At 43.6% G+C, this 18643-nt stretch carries 14 protein-coding genes and 2 tRNA genes; 4 read left to right on the top strand and 12 right to left on the bottom strand.

The features are described from left to right. Positions 1 to 167: 167 nt before the first annotated feature. Positions 168 to 569: a DUF2787 family protein gene (locus ATY27_RS17355; protein WP_208931850.1), complete on the top strand. Its 402-nt coding sequence runs from the start codon at positions 168 to 170 to the stop codon at positions 567 to 569. 79 nt (positions 570 to 648) lie between these two features. On the opposite strand, the gene ATY27_RS17350 is transcribed toward ATY27_RS17355, so the two are convergent. The 7 genes from ATY27_RS17350 to ATY27_RS17320 all read right to left on the bottom strand — a co-directional run bounded on the left by ATY27_RS17350 (position 649) and on the right by ATY27_RS17320 (position 11675). Further along, the gene (locus tag ATY27_RS17350) at positions 649 to 1329 is read right to left on the bottom strand and encodes a SprT family zinc-dependent metalloprotease (protein WP_208931849.1); all 681 of its coding nucleotides are present in this window, start codon (positions 1327 to 1329) and stop codon (positions 649 to 651) included. Position 1330: 1 nt separating this feature from the next. Then, the gene (locus ATY27_RS17345; RefSeq protein ID WP_208931848.1) at positions 1331 to 5305 is read right to left on the bottom strand and encodes a type I restriction endonuclease; all 3975 of its coding nucleotides are present in this window, start codon (positions 5303 to 5305) and stop codon (positions 1331 to 1333) included. 61 nt (positions 5306 to 5366) lie between these two features. After that, a complete protein-coding gene (locus ATY27_RS17340; protein ID WP_208931847.1) occupies positions 5367 to 6647 on the bottom strand; it encodes a restriction endonuclease subunit S in 1281 nt (426 codons plus the stop codon). Continuing rightward, entirely contained in the window at positions 6640 to 9309 is a 2670-nt protein-coding gene (locus tag ATY27_RS17335; protein WP_208931846.1) for an N-6 DNA methylase, read from the bottom strand. Before ATY27_RS17335 ends, ATY27_RS17340 begins: the two co-directional genes overlap by 8 nt. Positions 9310 to 9334: 25 nt before the next feature. Beyond that, entirely contained in the window at positions 9335 to 9838 is a 504-nt protein-coding gene (locus ATY27_RS17330) for a group I intron-associated PD-(D/E)XK endonuclease (RefSeq protein ID WP_208931845.1), read from the bottom strand. Between the two features lie 282 nt (positions 9839 to 10120). Beyond that, positions 10121 to 10867, bottom strand: coding sequence for a retron Ec48 family effector membrane protein (locus tag ATY27_RS17325; protein ID WP_208931844.1), 747 nt, complete (start codon positions 10865 to 10867; stop codon positions 10121 to 10123). Beyond that, positions 10848 to 11675, bottom strand: a complete 828-nt coding sequence (locus ATY27_RS17320; RefSeq protein ID WP_208931843.1) for a reverse transcriptase domain-containing protein — start codon at positions 11673 to 11675, stop codon at positions 10848 to 10850. Before ATY27_RS17320 ends, ATY27_RS17325 begins: the two co-directional genes overlap by 20 nt. A 25-nt stretch (positions 11676 to 11700) precedes the next feature. Here ATY27_RS17320 and ATY27_RS17315 point away from each other — a divergent pair, with 25 nt between their 5' ends. Then, entirely contained in the window at positions 11701 to 12876 is a 1176-nt protein-coding gene (locus ATY27_RS17315) for an IS4 family transposase (protein ID WP_208931842.1), read from the top strand. A 5-nt stretch (positions 12877 to 12881) separates the two neighbouring features. Here the strand turns inward: ATY27_RS17315 and ATY27_RS17310 are convergent, their stop codons facing one another. Next, positions 12882 to 13382, bottom strand: coding sequence for a reverse transcriptase domain-containing protein (locus ATY27_RS17310; RefSeq protein ID WP_208931841.1), 501 nt, complete (start codon positions 13380 to 13382; stop codon positions 12882 to 12884). A gap of 422 nt (positions 13383 to 13804) precedes the next feature. Next, positions 13805 to 13891, bottom strand: a tRNA-Leu gene (locus tag ATY27_RS17305). A 409-nt stretch (positions 13892 to 14300) separates the two neighbouring features. On the opposite strand from ATY27_RS17305, the gene ATY27_RS17300 reads away from it, so the two are divergent. Together ATY27_RS17300 and ATY27_RS17295 are read left to right on the top strand one after the other, a co-directional pair. After that, positions 14301 to 14386, top strand: a tRNA-Leu gene (locus ATY27_RS17300). A gap of 132 nt (positions 14387 to 14518) precedes the next feature. Beyond that, positions 14519 to 15361, top strand: coding sequence for an Eco29kI family restriction endonuclease (locus ATY27_RS17295; protein WP_208931840.1), 843 nt, complete (start codon positions 14519 to 14521; stop codon positions 15359 to 15361). Here ATY27_RS17295 and ATY27_RS17290 read toward each other — a convergent pair. The 3 genes from ATY27_RS17290 to ATY27_RS17280 form a co-directional block, all read right to left on the bottom strand. Beyond that, complete coding sequence (locus ATY27_RS17290) at positions 15358 to 16551, bottom strand: DNA cytosine methyltransferase (protein WP_208931839.1); 1194 nt, start codon at positions 16549 to 16551, stop codon at positions 15358 to 15360. The two genes, ATY27_RS17295 and ATY27_RS17290, sit on opposite strands and share 4 nt — an antisense overlap. Before the next feature lie 268 nt (positions 16552 to 16819). Further along, a complete protein-coding gene (locus ATY27_RS17285; protein ID WP_208931838.1) occupies positions 16820 to 17230 on the bottom strand; it encodes a DUF2787 family protein in 411 nt (136 codons plus the stop codon). A 143-nt stretch (positions 17231 to 17373) separates the two neighbouring features. Next, positions 17374 to 18548 (bottom strand): IS3 family transposase gene (locus tag ATY27_RS17280; RefSeq protein WP_244151458.1). Its coding sequence is split into 2 segments (ribosomal slippage): positions 17374 to 18290 and positions 18290 to 18548, totalling 1176 coding nucleotides; the frame shifts between segments, so codons are not numbered across the junction. Positions 18549 to 18643: the final 95 nt, after the last annotated feature.

The following is an 18643-nucleotide window of genomic DNA, read 5'->3' as shown; positions in this document are numbered from 1 at the left end:
CAGCGTAAAACCTGTATTGTGGGTTTTGTGAGTGAAAACTCAGAGGCCTTCATCGCGCTGATAACCCAAGTCAAACATCTCATACCGCTTCACTAATTTTTTAATTCAGTTAAACCACTCAAATGCCTGCTGTTAAAGCGGGCATTTTTATTTTAAGGACTTTTACCATGGTTATTACAACAAACGACCTACCACTGCCTGTCACCAGCAAACTAACCGACATCATCAAAGATGCACTGAAAGGCAAAGACCTTACCGGAAAAACCAGCGTCACTCTGAATTTCAGGGACCCAGACTACAGCGCAGAAAATGGTGGCTTCCATCCGGTTGAAATCATGCTGAAGCGCAAAGGCGCTGAATGGCACATTTTGTACATCACCAACTTTTGCTATGCAGGTATTGGCCCCTATGCCGAGCTGGTCAAAGACTTAGATTTTGATTTTGGGGTGGGCGTGTTTCAGACCAGCTATGGGTATTTCAGAATAGAAGAGGCTTTAGACGTCTATCCGGTTTGGGAGCAAAATTTTTGTTGCTATGTCATGAATGACGCTTTTGACATCAAAATTTGATCAACGTCTGGAAGGCAGTATGCAGCGCAAAATTTCAACCGCGCTGCAATCTCAGTCGTTGCAATAATCGTCGGGTTTATTACAAATCTAATCCGGCACCATTGTGCTTTAACCAGGCGATTTGCTTTGAATAGGAAGGCAAGATTTTATCAACTAGATTCCAGAACGCAGGACCATGATTTAGGTGGACTAGATGCGCCAGCTCATGAACAACAATGTAATCCAAAACGGAGAGAGGGGCCATTAAACAACGCCAGTGAAAGTTCAAGTCACCTTTAGGGGTGCACGAAGCCCAATGATGTTGAAGATCCATCACACGAATAGCACGATATTCAACACCTAGTTTGGGCGCATAATGCGCGACGCGCTTAGTTATCCTCATCAACCCTTTAGTGCGATAGAAATTCTTGAATAGATCACTGCCATGCTCTGCTTTATCACGACGCATTAAAAAGTAGCCATTTTTCAGGATTAAATCTTCTTTCTGCTCGTTAACAAGCTTTAATCGATAATTGCTTCCCAAATACGGAAATCCCTCACCGCTTACAAACTCCCGTTCCACTCGGGTACGATTGAGATCTTCCCATTCAGCTAGATTTCGGTATATCCAGCTCCGCTTTTCCTCGATGATGCTTTGTACTTTTTCAATATCGTAGCTTTCTGGAGCAAGTACAGTGACACTCCCATCGCGTTCAATGAGTATGCTCGTTGTCTTTCGCTTACTTTGTTTCAAGCTGTACTGAATATCTTTGTATTGCATATTAGTGCAGCTGGTCTTTTTTCAACGTTCTTCGCGCTTCAACAGCTTCTTCTATTTCCTTTTTAGATTTCACTTCGAATGCGTTGTAAGTTGGTTCTATTCGCTCTCTCTTCACTCGGCTTTTTTCCATCGCACCTGGTAACATTTGTGGTAAATCCGAAACACGCTTAACCAGCTTCTTAAAAGTGGCTACAGCAACGTGATAAGCAAAGTTGCCAACAACCCCCGCAACTACAGATTGCTGCAAAAAGCCTACAACATCAAAATCTTGGCTTCCTCTTCTAGTCTGCTTTAGAGCAATCAGTGGAGCACCAAGCCCCTCAATGGTTAATTCATCCTGAAGAGCGGCAACAATGTCTGACAGAGCCTCTTGCGACAGTGCTGACATGAGATCATATTCAGTTTTCACTTCATAAGGCATGGTGCTATCTGCTGACTGAGCTTCAACCGCACTAGGTACGTCGATGTCAGTGCGAACAGTTACTGAAGCAACTCGAATGAACTGTTCATACTGTTCAAGTTGGCTGGACAGATACAGCTCTGTTCCACATACCGAATATTTAAGCATGTCCAAAACTTGCCGCTCGTCTTCCAAAGAACCTGCCAGCTTCAAATCTTTTATAGCGTCAATCAAACTCTCAATTTTGAGTGTCTGCTCATGATCCGACAAAAGCATTTGCTCCCGTCTACGCGCTAGCGCTACGACCTCAGTCGTTAGTTTTTCATGCGCATCTTTCAGCTGCGGCACTTTGCTGAGAATAAAGCGTTTTTTGATGCGCCCTCTAAGTTCGGAAACTAAGTCATCACGCTCCCAGAAGTCGAGACTACTAATATTTTCACCAAGTTCTTCCATAATGGCTTCGACGCAAGCATTCACTTTATCCAGTGGTGTAACGGGTTCGCTATCAGGGAATGCGATGCTAACAATCAAATCAAAAAATGGATCTGAGACTTGAGCATTTGGGCCGCGTCCAGAGTCAATTTCTTGTCGCAACGCACTCAACTCAAGGATCATTTTTTCCCAATTGCCGGAGTGCTTTTTGATCACTTCATCCAGCTTTTCACTCATTTTTTTGTAGAAAACTGGGTCGTCATCCGCATTCACTTTACAATGTTTGCGGATAGCATGTTCCATCTCACTAGCCTGCGCCTGCACATCCGGCTCTTTGCCCCAATACGTCATAAAGGCTTCACTGAACAAATCAATGGGCTTAACCTTTGGGTTAATTCCAAGGCTAATCAGGTGTTCATTCACAAGATTGCGTATTTTCGCGCCAACGCCCTGAAAATTCATGCTGTCATCTTGGTAACGCTGACGCGCCTTCGCTTGAATATGCACAAACTGGTACATCGGTGTTTTGTATGGATCAGCCAAGGAGTTTGGCATAATGATGTCCATGCTCTGGAGAAACTTCTTCAAGAACACGTTGAAGCTGTCACGCTGACGTGGATCTTCTAAAACAGCAATTGCCTGAAGTTGCACCTGATAATGCTGATCGACGCCTAGTTTTTGATTCACAAAGGCCTCAATGTTGTGGACTTTAAGTTCGGTAAACAGCTGAAGTAAACGCCGAAATCGGCTTTCCAATACAGGCACTTCGCTGTCAATGTTTTGCAAGCTTTCCAAAATATCATCTTGGTCATCTTGCGAGTACATCGAAAGCGCTTCTCTAAGGTGATGAGCCAAGCCGATATAATCGACAATATAGCCTCGCTGCTTTTCTTTCGCGGTTCGGTTTACACGGGCAATAGTTTGAAGCAAGTTGTGCTCTCGTAGTTTTTTATCGAGATACATTACTTGCTCTATTGGCGCATCAAAACCCGTTAACAACATATCGCAAACGATTAAAAATGCTACACCCGTATTTGGCTTGCTGTGGTCAAACTTCTTCTTAAAGCTATCAATTGCTTTTAGTTCTTTGGCTTGCTTTCGCGCATAGCTGAACGATGCAGCTTCATTGGTATCATCACTTGAAATAACCACTGCAGTTTTCAAAAACTCAAGGCGTTCAAGCCAAGCTTTATCGATGGATTGTGCAGGCTGCTTCTTGTACAGCTCGATTTCTTTCGCCAGCGCCTTTTCAATATACGTTTGGTAATGAATAGCCGCTTGCTTGGAAGAACACACTACTTGCGCTTTAAACCCTGCAGGCAAAATTTGTCTCAGATAGTGCTTAACCAAATCCTCGGCAATTTCCTCAATGCGCTGTTCGGCTTCAAGAATGTCACCTTCCGCACCATATTTTTTACGGATCGCTCTTAACTCTTCTTCGGTTCTGTCAGCAAACAGATCTTCAAACTTGGTATCAAAACCCGCTTTGTCGTAGATCGCACTTTCTGCGGTTTTACCTTCGTAGAGGATTTTTAACGTCGCGCCATCATCCACCGCATCCTGAAGTTTGTATTTGTCGATATAGGCTTTTTCTTGACTGACACCAAAGCGCTTCCAAGTAGGATAAGTGTGATGATCTGCAATAAGTGGTGTGCCAGTAAACGCCACTCGGGTTGATTTTGGAAAAGCATCAAACAAGTTATCAGAAAGGCTTGCCCTATCTTTACCTCCTCGCTGGGTGCGGTGTGCCTCATCGACCAAAATCAGTACTTTTTCACCGGCGTTTATCACACCAAACGGTCGATGCATAACAATTTCAGCATCAAAGTCAGCTTCAAGCTCCTCAATGCGCGCAACATCTCCAGCTTCTTTTGCCTCTGCCAGTTTCTTCGATAAAAGTTTACGAACCGACTCAGGCAGGAAACTGCTGTCTTGCTCGCGAAACTTATGCACCATCACCATATTGGTGTTTGAGGTATCGTTTGCCAGCTTTTCCCGTGCATCCTTGGTACTCTTGATTTCAACCACGGTATCGCCAATTAACGCCGCGGTATTCGTGAGTTGCTCTTCAAGGTCACTCCGGTCATTCACCATTAACACTTTGTAGCTTTTCAGCACTGAGTGTCGACGCAGCTTACGCACCAAGAACACCATGGTAAGGCTTTTTCCGCTTCCTTGAGTATGCCAAACCACGCCTGAGCGTTGTATGCCAGTTTCGCCTTGCTCCATACGCTCAATAATTTTCTGCACCGCTCGGTATTGTTGATAACGGCAGATCACTTTGACACGTGCACCGTTTCCGCCATCCATAAATAGGGTAAAGCAACGGGTAATATCTAGTAATCTTTGTGGGTGAAGCATGCCCTGAACTAACTGCTCTTGACTGCGATGAACACCGATTTCAGGTGCGATATAGGGCGCCGAATCTGGGTAAATAGTTTTCCAGTTGAAATAATAATCTTCGTTTGAGGTGATAGTACCCACTTTGCAATCATCACCGTAGGTGCTGATCATTAACTGGTTCGTAAAAAACAGCGCAGGCTCACCTTCTCGCAGTTTGCTATATTCAGGCTCACGTAAGTCGGCATAACGGCGCAATTGGTCAATACCTGCAGCCATGGGGTTAGAACAATGTTGTGACTGCTCTTTACACTCAATAACCACCAGCGGCAAGCCATTGACGAACAATACAATGTCAGGGCGAATATGCTCTTTACCTAACCCTGGTGTGTCAATACGGAACTGATTGATGGCAGTGAAGATGTTGTTGTTCCAGTTTTCAAAGTCAATCAGCTTAACAACTGGGTCTTCCTCACCAGTCAGCTCATTTCGGTCGAGCTGCCATTTGTGCAAACGGCCTATAAAGGCATCATTGGCCGCCAATAATTGATGAGTACCAAAGTCAGTCACGTCATTCAGCAATACATCTAATTGACTATCCGTCAGCCATGGCTGACCGTCATCGGTGGTGTTGATGCGTCGCACTGCTTTTTTGAAGATGTCTTGTAAAATGACTTCACGAAAAGAGCTACGAAAGCTGGTTGCTGGGTCAGTTGGCACACCTTGCCCTAAATCCGTTACGTCCCAGCCCATACTAACAAGCTGTTTTAGCAGCGGTTTCTCAACCAATTGGTACTCTGACATTCTTTAACATCCTTATTACAGCCAGCGAGTCATTTACCTGCTGCCACTATTTTATTTTTTGTTAAGCGAGGACAGGAACTTTGCCTGTCAACAGGTCATGCATTAAGCCATTCTTTTGGGCTTTTAACTTGTTTAATGAAGAAACTTCGCTCCAAATATAATTTTCCAAAAATTGCAATTTCGAATTAATCAGAGCAAGTTCAATAGCATCAGGGATTGGAATCATTAATTCTCTCATTGTCTGAATTCCTACCGCAGGCTGTGATGTTACATTCACAATTCTATCTAACTGAGCCAACGTATATTCGGAAATCAAAACATCACGAATATAGTGACCTATTATGCCAGACTTGATTAATAACACATTGGCACTTAATGCAAAGTTACCAGCTTCTCTAATAACTTTAGGTTGACCGATGGTACCAATTTTTCCAAAAATTACATCGCCCAGCTCTACTTTAAATCGACTCTGCTGTTTTAAATATGCGTCAGGGCTTACTTTGCGGCACTTCTTTGCATCAATCCGCTCATCCCAGGTAAAGTCACCCACTCCTACATAAGGCACACCATCTGTTACTTGCGGTGGGGTTCTATGATCTGGTTGAGGGTCAATAACAGGAGCAATAGCTTCAAGTTGGCTTATCATCCACCCCTTCGGCAACATACCTAGCGGAGTCTTGTGATAAAGCTCTGGTGCTTCTTTAAACGTTGGGCGAAGTGCTTTAGTTTGGGGGTCGATACCTCGGCTAAATAAATCGGCCATCATGCCTTGCTTGATAGCGGTGTATTTGTCGATAATAGCTTGAGTGGCATCAATCTGATTATCAATACAAACAAGAATCTTCGAGATAGATGCACGTTGTCCTTTTGGGGCGACTGGCAGCAAAAACTTTTCTGTATCTTTCTTACTGACTTCAAGAAAGGTGCTACCAATACCAAGCCGTTCGTATCTATCTTTGAAAAGTTGTACCAAATAATAAAGATATTCAGAAGGAACACTTTCCTTTGGAACTAAAGACTTAAAACCTTGGTTCGTGCAACACTTAACAGCCGAAATTTTTGCTTGTCCAAGTGTAGCTCGCGAGGTCATCAAAACAGTACCTATCGGTAACATTGAAGCTGATGACTTTTGCAATCCTGAACTCGAAATACTCTCTTTGCTTGAAGTTAAATAGCGCCCGTCACTACCTGTAATATCCGTCGGAGTGACCCAAGCTATTTCTGCAGGACTCCAATATTCAGCTACTTCACGACTCGGAGTACCACCACTGACTATTTCTGCCAAGGCTGATAAGGGTTGCCAAGACCAACCTTCCGGGAGGTCAAACAGAACTTCACTCATAACCCAGCTCCTTCATAAAGTCAGCTAGCTTGCTGGCTTCTTGCTCTCGCTTGGTAATAATGCCTTTTGCTGTTACTTGGTACTTGCGATGTAAATTTTCAATTGCAGCAATACGGTCAAGCAGCAGTGCACGCACATAACTTTGATATTGATGATCCACTTCAGTTTTAAAGCGTTCCAGAATTAGCGCTTTTGCTTCTTCTGGCGTGATCGCATTTCGAGCAATCTCAAGCAGCTCATCTCGACGTTTTTCTGTTTCCTTGATCTCTGCTTTTAGCAGTTTCAATTCATCTTCCAAAGCTTTGTGTGCTGCCAGCTTAGCCTCAATTGCTGTTGCTTCAGCAGCTGCAAGTGCACCTTTTCTTGCGTGGTCTTTAATTAGCTCAACGTTATCCAGCTGAACACCAAGCTGCCTCGCTAATGCGAGGATCTCCTGATGGACTGCGAAATTCAGCTCTTTTTCCGTGAGGCCTGCAGAGAAGTCAGCTTGCTTCGAACCTTTGGGCAGTTGTGCATTGTTTTTGAGCTGGATGAAGGCATCTTTTATCTGGGCTTTGAGCACGGACAAACTGTTTTTAAACGTCGCTTTGTGTTCTTTCAGAGTATCTTTCAGTTGCTTAACATAAGCACTAGGCAATGCTGGATTTTCATCAGTTGGTTCGTAGTCTTCTTCATCTGCTGCATCAACAAAGGCTTGCAGTTCGCTGATACGTGCTTGCTTGGCTTGTAGTTCTTCCACCACATCCGCACACTGGCTGGCAAACAGCACTTCATCAGGAATGAGTTCAGCGTTCCAGCCGCTGGCGGCCACAGATTTAAAATCGGCTTCCAGTGTTTTAAACCAATCTGCCATTGCGCCACGAACTTTGTATTGATTCAGTAGGTTCATCGGCATTAAGTGCTGTTCGATAGTTTTGAGTGAATCACGACGCAGCGCAAATACGCCTTTATCACCCAATTTTTGGTCGCCCAGAGCTTCAAAGCCTGCTAAGTTTTGCTTCCAGCCATCCAAAGCAGCTTGAAAATCCGCATGTTTTTTAAGTACTGCAGGGTAGTTTTCTATGTGCGGCTTGAGCGAAGATAGCAGTTCAAACTCATCTGCAAAGTCTTGGAACTCGTCGCTAGAACGAGGCACAAACAGGCTCTCTTTTAAGCCAGGGTAATCATCCCAAGTAACTTGCAGTGCATCAATTTCTTCAGTGGGAATACCGCCGTTTAAATGTGCTTTGACGTTTTGCGGCTCTGGCGCAGGACTATTATCAACATAACGGCGAATATTTAAGTTGTAATCTTCACGCGCAAGTTCATCTTTGTGGACCATTCGCGCATATTTTTCGATGCTTGGTTGTTCCGGATCTGCCAGCATTGCTTTGTAAACGCTGGTGATTTTCTCAATGTCTTCCGGCCGTAAGCTATTTTGGTTTTTACCTTCACGATACTCTCGGTCAGCGTTAATAAACAGCACCGAATCACGGTTTTCACGTCCTGCCTTGTTCAACACCAACACACAAGCTGGAATACCAGTACCGTAGAACAAGCCTTGAGGTAAACCAATCACTGCTTCAAGAATGCCTCTTTCGATAAAATCTTGGCGACAGGTTCGCTCTTCAGCGCCACGGAACAACACGCCATGAGGCATAACCACTGCAGCTTTACCATTTGCTTTAAGCGACGCCACCATGTGCTGCACAAACATCAAGTCCGCTTTCTTGCCAGACTCTGGCATAAAGGTATTGAAGCGATCTTTCAGCTCCATATCCGCTTTCTTATAGTTTTGCGAAAACGGTGGATTGGCAATAACTCGGTCGAAGGGCCGTACTTCGCCATCTTTCGTCCGATGTAATGGTTTGGCTAAGGTGTCACCATTTTCAATGTCTGCGCCGCCTGATCCATGCAGGATCATATTCATCTTACAGATAGACCAAGTACCACCATTGTCTTCTTGGCCGAACAGGTGAATTTTCTTAACGTTGCCGCCAGTTTCCTGCACATAATTACAGCTTTGGATCAGCATTCCGCCCGAACCACAGGTAGGGTCATAGATTTCCATGCCTTCTGCAGGCTCAAGAATTTCAACTAGCAGACGCACTACTTCAGCAGGGGTATAGAACTCGCCACCTTTTTTACCCGCGCTGTCTGCGAAGTATTTAATTAGGTATTCATAGGCCGCACCCAAAAGATCAGGGAATTCGAAGTCATCGTTTGAAAGAGGGATACTGTCAAAGTGTTGAATAAATTCGACCAAACGTTCATCAGGAATAGGATTTTTACCGACTTTACGGTTGAAGTTGATGTGCTTCAGCACACCTTCCAAGCCTTTTGCGGTGTTTTTTTCTTCCAATGCTGCAAGGGCTTTATTTAACCCATCGCCGACATTTGTTTTTAAGTGCTTAAGGTTTTCCCAACGCGCTTTTTCTGGCACGTAGAAAGCAAACTGCTCTTCATCCTCGAGTAGAAGCTTAATCTCATCATCGTCATGCCCTTCCGCCTTTAACTCGCTAACTTTCGCTTGATAGTCCTTCTGAAATTGATCCGACATGCGTTTAAGAAACAAGACACCAAAAATGTATTCCTTGTATTCAGAGGCATCCATTTTGCCCCGTAGAATGTCGCAAGCTTTGAAAAGTTTGCTTGAAAGTTTGTTAAGCGTAAGTTTTTGCATTTAATTCCCAGTATTTAATAGCTTATTATTTATTTTCAATTGCAAACAAAACACTGTAAAGCGCTTCGATGCTGCTGTACACAGCGAATTTGCTTTTGGGTATTTGTCTTATATCTGGCCGTTCAGCTTTCAAACCGTCCTTATTGCCTTTGGTGTGCTTAGCCAATTTAAAGTCGTTTATATCTGGCAGAGGCTCACCAGCAAGGCCACAAAAAAATAGGAAAGGTCCAAGTTGCATAGTTGCTTCATCAAAGTAAATCCAGATAACGCAGCCTGACGTTTTTCTAGAGAGTGCTATATGCACCTTTTGATACGAAGCCTTAGCATCTGATTTCGCTGTTTTTAGCTGAATATGGCGCAGTACACCGTTCTCTTCAGCAATCAGGTCATAGCCTTGGTTGTCCACTTCAGGCTTCGAAATTTCGATACTGCAAGTAGCGCTCGCCCAGGACAGCTTAAGAAGTTCGCCAATGAACAGATGCTCAATCAGCTTTTCTCGGTAAGAGGATTTGAGGTAGTGCTGTTCCATAGCTTTTGAACGTCGATAAATAAATAGGGACAGGTTATCAAAATTAAACTAGAAATTGAATGAGTAACTTATTGAAACTAAGAATATAAAAGTGTCTTGATTTCGACTCGAACCAGCAGTTCATTCATAATGTGAGAGATTTGCATTTAGGATGGGGGGCCGAACACTGATTGGACATTACGGACATAAGTACTGGACGTTAATCCGGAATGGAAGCAGTGTTTTTGGTGCATATTTTATGAAATATGAAAACTGTGATACGTCTTAAAAATAGTCCAAGCGCTATTTGCTGTAATGCCGTTCAACTTTCATTAGCTGGTATGAAGCTCTAGTTTCGTCGGTAAAATTTAATGTAATTGAGTCAATAAATTTAAGAACTTCATTCTCAATTTCATAAAGTTCAGCTTCCGAGACGCTAGCTAACGAAATACCAAACCCTTCTAGATATTTATTCAGATTACTGCGATGATTAAAGAAACTCTTTTTCGAGGAAATATAAGGGACCTTTTTATCTTTAACACCATTTGATTTATCAATTAAGTATCTTCTAAAACTACTTACCTTTCCGAGATAACCATCAAATTTAGCAAAGTTGCCGATCTTCGACTCAGGATATACTAGCGAATAAAGTGTATTTACATTCACATCGGACATTCGGATGTGCGTACATGATTCCAAATAACTTCTCAAGATAGCGTTAAAATGTCCCATATTGACTATGTGATTGCTGAAATTTGATGATTTTTTAGAAAGATCATATTGCTGGTAAGCAAAGATCACACCGAACAATGCAACACAAAATACTAAAACGTTTGAAATAAGAGGGAATAATGATAGTGTTACTTTAAAAGACTCACTGAAATTCGAAATGCATTTTTCGGTGAGACATGGGGCGAAAGTCAGTTCTGGTTTTTCGTAAACCCCATAGATAAGTAGTGCAACCAAAAAACACATTAATAATGAGCATGCAATAGCTAAAATTTTCAACAGATTTTTAAAATCCGAAATATTATTTGGAATAATCGACATGTGTGGGCCTAATGTTTTGAATTAACTTTAATTTATCCTCAGAAAAAACATCAAATTTACCATCTCCATTATTTATCATGAAATGAAGCAAGCTCTTTAAATAGTAAAACCTGTGGTGATAAATATACTTATCCTTTGATTTCGTGTAATTCTTTACAAGCCAATTGTATCTTTTATCACAAAATTTTCGGTCAATTTCTGATGGCTTTGGTTTCAAATCTTCACTCATCAAAATATTAACCATTCTAACTCTTCTATCGTTCTGAACTCTCGCTAGCTTATTGACCCTACCAAGGGTTCTATTGTATAGGTTTCTGTATGCCTTCTCGCTATTTTGGTGAAGGACCTTCGCTCTGACTTTTACTTCATGAACCGCTGCAAAAATTCTTTTAACCTCTTCCTTAGGAAAAATTGGAGACGAGTAATTAACTTGTAATCCATGCACCTTGAGAGGGGTAATGCCGGAGTAAGATAACTGCCTTTTTTCGCTATTTGTTGGGAGATCCTTACTTCTGAGCATTTCTTCTACAATCCGCTCAGCTAAAGAAAAATCAAAATTTTTTGTTTTTGAGGAAATTGTTATGTCATCAATAAGCCTCGTATACTTGAGACCCATTCTTTTTAATCTTTTGACAACTTGATGCTCAACGTCCCAAAAAACAAGATTTGCGATATAACTGGACGTTAGGGCGCCTTGCACTAGATGCTGCTCGTAGCCTGAAGTATCCCCAGAAGTTGTGTAGGTAAAACAATAATTCAGGCGCGGGAGGGAACATTCATGGCAGTCCCTGATCTGATCCTTCGCCAAAAATCACAAACCATGAATAACCGCCATGAAAGCTCAAGCTATGCTCGCCGATTTTCTCGACCTTGTCACCCCAAAAAATTTCCATAAACATCTTTTAAACTCGCTGACGGCATCGCTGCAGAGTTTACTCACCAACGGCCAGTGCACTGTCACTGCGATTGGTCGCGGCATTGATAGTGACGCCTCAGAGCGACATTGCATTAAACGGGCAGACCGTCTGCTCAGCCACACCACAATGCAACAGGCAGTGCCAGAGTTTTACACAGCGATGACCGGCGCATTAGTGAAGGGAAAACAACCACTTATCCTGGTCGACTGGAGTAACGCCGACAAAGAACGCCGCCATTTTATCCTGCGCGCCAGCCTGGCTGTTGAAGGCCGGGCCATGACGCTGTTGCAGATGGTCACGACCGAATCCGATTACAACTGTCCGCATCTGCATAAGGCATTTTTAGCGAGATTGAAGGCGATGCTGCCCAAGCGCTGCTGGCCGGTCATCGTCACCGATGCAGGCTTCAAAGTGCCGTGGTTTAAGGAAGTGAGTGCCTTAGGCTGGCATTTTATTGGTCGGGTGCGCGGTCAGGTATCGCTCAGATTACCGGGCCAGAGTGAATTTATCAGCGTGGCGAAGGTGTATAAAAAGGCCTGGCAGCAGCCGATGGTTCTCGGCGAGATTGCGCTTGGTCAATCTCAGCAATATGCCTGTCGCGCCGTGCTTGCCGGTAAAGGCTGGAAACTGAAAAAAAGCGACAAGCATCTGCCGTTTAAAGAGCCGTGGCTGCTGGTATCTAACCTGGCGTATTGCTTCAATTATGCAAAGAAAATCAACAAGCTTTATGCTGCAAGGATGCAAATTGAAGAAGCATTCCGCGATCAGAAAAGCCAGACGTACGGCCTTGGCAGCAACGCGCATCGGACAAAGAAAAAAGGCCGGTTAGAAGTGTTATTGCTGCTGGCTGCGCTGGCAAATTGGTTGCATTACATGCTTGGGTTGGCAGCAGAACTCGCCGGCAAGCATCGGTCGTTCCAGGCGAATTCGCTGAAACATCGCAGAGTGTTGTCGTTCAATTATCTGGGTAAACGGTTGTGCCGATTAGCCAGAGTCGGTATCAGCGGTGAGGAAATCCAGGCGGCAGTCAGGCAACTGCTTGAATGGGCGGGTCTTTTTGATTGGACCAATGTCAGGAAAGTGAGCGGATGATATGGTTAGGTTATTTCTGGGGATCCGTCAGGCTCGTAGCAACATAAGTTACTTACGATGTCAGCAACTTCATCTGAATAACGAAATAATCCGGAAAAAATGCTCTTCACATGGTCATAATGTATTCGATCAAAAAACGATGATATATCTATTTTTAAAATGCTTCTTGATTGGCAGTGTACTGCTGCGCAAGAGACATAATCACGAACACCGGTTTTTTCATTGCGGGGAATAGAACCGAAAAGATAAGAAGGCCAGAGAACACATGATTTATTAATTCGTCGATTAATTCGGCTTTGAATTTTTCTAATTAATCCACATGGATTTTTAATCTTTCTTACTGAACCATCTTTCTTGATGACTGGTTTTTTGGGATCAGAGTAACGCTGCGCAGGCTTTAGGTTGAGCGCTTCACTAAGTTCAGCATTGGTTATATTTAGTGCAACCAACAAGCCGTTTACATCCTTTATAGGGCCTGCTTTAAAAATTGGCTTAATTGTATCCATACTTAGTTCTTATTGAAATTGTCGGCCTAGCATTTGACTGCTCCAGGCTTCCGCACAAACATGCAAAAAGTGAATTCAAGAGCAACCCTACTGTATTTGCATGTTTAGGCCGACCTTCAAAATGTGCCGAAGGCACAGCGAGGCGACGAAGTTGCCGTGTGAAGCGAAGCTTCACTACGGTGACGTAAGTCGTCGTCGAGCGGCGGTGCCGTTCCTGCACAAGGTGATTGGATTTAACCATTACACCACCCAATAAATTGGGCACAAGGGCTACAAGTACTCTTGAATCATTTAACGGACTGTTAGCCCGTTATTATTAAAATATAGATATTTTAAATTCGGTACAAGAAATTTCGGAGGAAATTGAAGAATTTAATTGAACTATTAAGATTTTACTGGGAAATAAATAACTTGGGAATTATTGGTGCCTGGGGTCGGACTCGAACCGACACGCCATTTCTGGCGGCGGATTTTGAATCCGCTGCGTCTACCGATTTCGCCACCCAGGCATAAAGAGGGGCATTTTTAAAACTTTACAAGACTTTACATGAGCCTTGCACTTTTAATAACTGTTGAACTGTAGACGTTTCAACGAGTTATGTCTACCTTTTTCATAAACGCAGTGCATTTTGAATCCGCTGCGTCTACTGCATGAAAGATTGCTGCAAAATTGCGCAATTGGTTGTCAGGACTGAGATTTTGCTTGCAGGGGCGGGAAGGCTTTGTATAATGCGGGTGTTTACTGCTCCAATTCCTCTCAAATGCCTGGGTGGCGAAATCGGTAGACGCAGCGGATTCAAAATGCAAAGCGTCTGAAAAAGTGGTAGACATAACTCGTTGAAACGTCTACAGTTCAACAGTTATTAAAAATGCAAATCACATGCAAAGATTTGCAAAGTTTCAAAGCATGTCCCCTATGCCTAGGTGGCGAAATCGGTAGACGCAGCGGATTCAAAATCCGCCGATGAATAATCGTGTCGGTTCGAGTCCGACCCTAGGCACCACAGTTCCCTACGCTAAAACATCTGTTTATATTGAAATTTTTAGATGGTGCTCCACTTAATCACCCGTTGCTAATCATATTTGTGTCATAGATAATCGCTTTTTCTGTATCTATTCTTAGGACACAAGAGCGCATGGGTAAAGCAGTTAAACAATCAGAGAGTATTGCCGACTGGTCTAGTGATTTGTTGGATATTGCTAATTCTGCCCCAGAATTAGATATGGAATCTATCTCCGCACCTAGTTTAAAGAAGATCAAATCTAAAATCGAAACGGCACTCAGACATTTATCTGATATCTCCGCAAAACTCGATCCGGTAAAGCAACCCAATTCTGTATTTGACCCTTCGAATCCTGAAGCTGTTGGTCGAGTCGTTGCTATGGCTTTATTGTCTCAACCTAAAACTGGTTTATCAGTAATTCCAAGATTCTACGGTGCTGGTGTTTATGCAATTTATTATACCGGACCATTTAGTGCTTATGCTCCATTATCAGGTTCTGATCATCCAATTTACGTTGGGAAGGCTGATCCCGAATCGGCCAAAGCAAGAAACCCTCTTGAGCAAGGCGAAAAGCTATGTAAACGTCTTAAAGAGCACCTTAAGAGTATCCAGAAAGCAACAAATTTAGATGCATCGGATTTTCAATGTAGATTTCTTGTGGTTGCAAGCGGTTGGCAAGAAGCTGCAGAAAGGTACCTAATAAACTTGTACAAACCTATTTGGAACAAAGAAACCAAAATCTGTTATGGAATTGGTAAGCATGGAGACTCTGCGGATACTAGAGGAAATAAGCGCTCGCCTTGGGATACCATGCATGCCGGTAGAGAATGGGCTGGACAGACTGTTGTTGATCAAATCCCTCATGAGAAAATAATAGAGATGCTCTCAACCCACTTTAACACCAATCCTCCAATTGTAGATAAACAGCAAGCTGTTGACACCTTTCTAAGTGAAATGTGTCAACATCATGGTTAGTTGGAATCAAGGTTTGCTATAGAGGCAGCTACGGAACTTGCAACGGTTTGTGCGAGTTTTACCGGAACAGCATTACCCAGCTGCCTCATTGTCTCAGTCCATGAACCGTTAAATCGATATTGGTCAGGGAACGTCTGAATTCTTGCAGCTTCTCGTACAGTAAAATATCGGACGCTTCCATCTAATTTAACCAACATATTTTCACCGCCAGGAACTCCGTGATCTCCAGCTTTAAGTGTTTTTGATGGTTCATCCAGTGGGCTTCCTGTATGCCCAGGATATGTTCTCGCGCCTGGTACAAATATATGATTATCCACTTGCATCTTGATCCCAAGCTCAGGATCTGGCAAGTCGCATATTGCATCACGTACAGTAAGCCATGGCAGCTTGCTAATAACTTCCACATCAGTTGCTTTTGCTGCGTGCTTTAGTCTTTTTATTCTGCCTAAGCTTCTAACTGAAGGCTCAGGACGGTCTTTTTTGCTAATCTTGTGCCTTTCCCAATATTCTCCCGTGATCCATTTAGCAATCAAAAGAGCATCTTCTGAGTGGGTCTCTTCGGGAAATTGCCAGTCGATAGCTAAGTCACTTCTGAAACCAATGAAAAAGACCCGTTCCCGCTTTTGGGGCACCCCATAGTTTGCTGCATTCAGCAATTTCACATTCAACTTGTAATGAAGATCAGAGGCTTTCGATTGACCGGAATAGCACTTTAGGCGATAAAGATGTTTCTCCCAACTTTCCTCCGGCTTCCTTACAAAATCGGGAAATGCCAACTGTAGATTTATGTACTCAAAATAATCAGAAAATGAGGCTCTCATAAGGCCTTTAACATTTTCAAAAATAAATGCTTTAGGCTTCAGTTCACGGACAGCTCGAACAGCTTCAGGAAACATGTCCCTCTCATCGTTATAACCTTGATGTTTACCACCCAACGAAAATGGCTGACATGGTGGGCCACCAGAGATTACGTTAACTGCTTCTCTAAAAGCCGAATAATCAATTTTTCGGGCGTCATTTTCCACTGGAGTAGGCCATCCAGCGATTGGGGAATTATCTAGTAATCGGTTATATCTAATTGTTTCGCAAGCATCTTTATTCCACTCAATTATCGCTGAATGGTTGAAGCCAGCGTTACTCATACCAAGAGCAAGGCCGCCTGCTCCGGCAAATAGCTCTATTGAACTCATACTAAACCTACAATTTAGTGCAAATCTAAGTTTGCAAAATTAGATTACTGTTATTCTATACAGTATTTTATGCCATGTCACTTTACTGTTTTACCAAGCACAGTGATGCAGATTGAGTGTTCTCGTAAGATGCACGCCTAATTCAAAGTTGCTTAGGATAAAAGTACGATTTTCTATTGCAGAACATGCAGTTTGGTGAACTTTTAGGCTTGTTTTTCTCGGAAGTACCGGATTTTAGCACCTATCTGAATCGCGGCTAAAGTATCTACTAAACTGAAACCTTACAAGTGTAAATGCTCCCCTTGGTCTTATGGAAGCAAAAGTTCTGCTCCCACACTGGATAGATGTCTGATGCCTCTTCTATCCGGTAATACCCGTACTGGGTCTGAAACACGCCCGCCCCAAAATCAAAATCCAAGTCTTTTACCAGTTCTGCATAAGGGCCAATACCTACGTAACAGAAATCTGTGATGTATTGAAAGTACCAATCATCGCCTTTGCGCTTTAGCATGATCTCCACTGGGTGGTAGCCACCAGTTTCTGCACTGTAGTCTGGGTCCCTGAAGTTCAGGGTGACGCTGGTTTTTCCGTTAAGGTCTTTGCCTTTCAGTGCATCTTTGATGATGTCGGTTAGTTTGCTGGTCACTGGTAAAGGCAGATCGTTGATGTTGATATTCATGCAGGTTCTCCAGAAAAGTAAAAGGCCTGCAGAGAGTGCAGGCCTTGTTGGTGGTTGATGTAATGACGGTTAAGCGGTTTTATTTGATTTGTTGCGAACCTTCGGTTCTTTCGCTGGAGATACCGCTAGGATGTGTGTAGTGGTCAACTAATTTTGGCCACATCGTTGTAGCCAAGCCAGTATCTGCGCTCGGATTCATTCGGAGCCAAACCACCGTTATAGTGATGTGGCCTGAGCTGGCTGTAATAGCCCAGCATGTAATTCAGTATCTCTCGTTCTGCCTGAGCAAATGAGCTGTAACCGACGGTCGGAATCCATTCTGTCTTTAAGCTTCTGAAGAAGCGCTCCATCGGGCTATTGTCCCAACAGTTCCCACGACGACTCATACTTTGCCGAATTTGAAAGCGCCACAGCAATTGCCGGAACTTGGTACTGGTGTAATGGCTGCCTTGGTCTGAATGGAACATCACTCCTTCAGGCCGACCTCTGGATTCAAACACATGACTAAGCGCCTTGCCGATTAATTCACTGTCAGGCGAGAATGACATCGCCCAACCAATTGGTTTTCTTGCAAATAAATCCATCACTACCGCTAAGTAGGCCCAGCGGTTGCCTGTCCAGATATAAGTTACATCGCCGCACCACACCTGATTTGGCCTGGTTACGGCAAACTGGCGTGCCAGTAAATTTGGGATATCAATCCGCTCATTGCCTGTCTTTTTATATGAATGCGAAGGCAGCTGACAGCTGATAAATCCAAGCTTTTCCATACACTTAGCCGCCAGATAACGGCTCATTTTAACGCCCTGAGCGCTTGCCATCGTTGCAATGCTGCGAGAGCCTGCTGAGCCATTGCTGGCATCAAACAGCTCCCGGACTTTGCTTAGCCGGACAACCTGCTCTGGCTGAACCGGCTTGGGCTTTTTCCAATACTTAAAGCTGCTGCGATGGACTTCAAACACCCGGCACAACTGCGCCACGGCATAACTCTGCTTGAGCTGAGCAATTATCGTGAATTGTTCAGCGAGTCCGACATCAAGAGAGCGGTAGCCTTTTTTAGGATTTCCTTTTCCAGCTCTATCTGTTTGATTCGCTTCTCTAATTCGCGAATTTTAAGTTGGTCTGGTGTCATCGGTGTGGCTTTGGGCGTGATGCCTGAGCGCTCTTCACGCAACTGCCGAACCCATTTATCCATGGTGGATTTGCCAACATTCATCGCTGCCGCTGCTTTAGCAACCGAGTAACCTTGGTCCAGTACCAGTTGGGCGCATTCCAGACGAAATTCAGGGCTGAATGTAGGTCTTGTCTTTTTGTTCATCATGTCACCTAATTGCTTACGAGGCGTAGCATAACACCTCTAATCAGGTGGCCAAATTCAGTGTGCCACTACAATTGAGCGATATCTGGCGCTGC

The sequence above is a fragment of the Rheinheimera sp. F8 genome, from assembly GCF_001518915.1.
The sequence above is the reverse complement of the archived record's forward strand: the minus strand, read 5'-3'. Positions and strand labels throughout refer to the sequence as shown.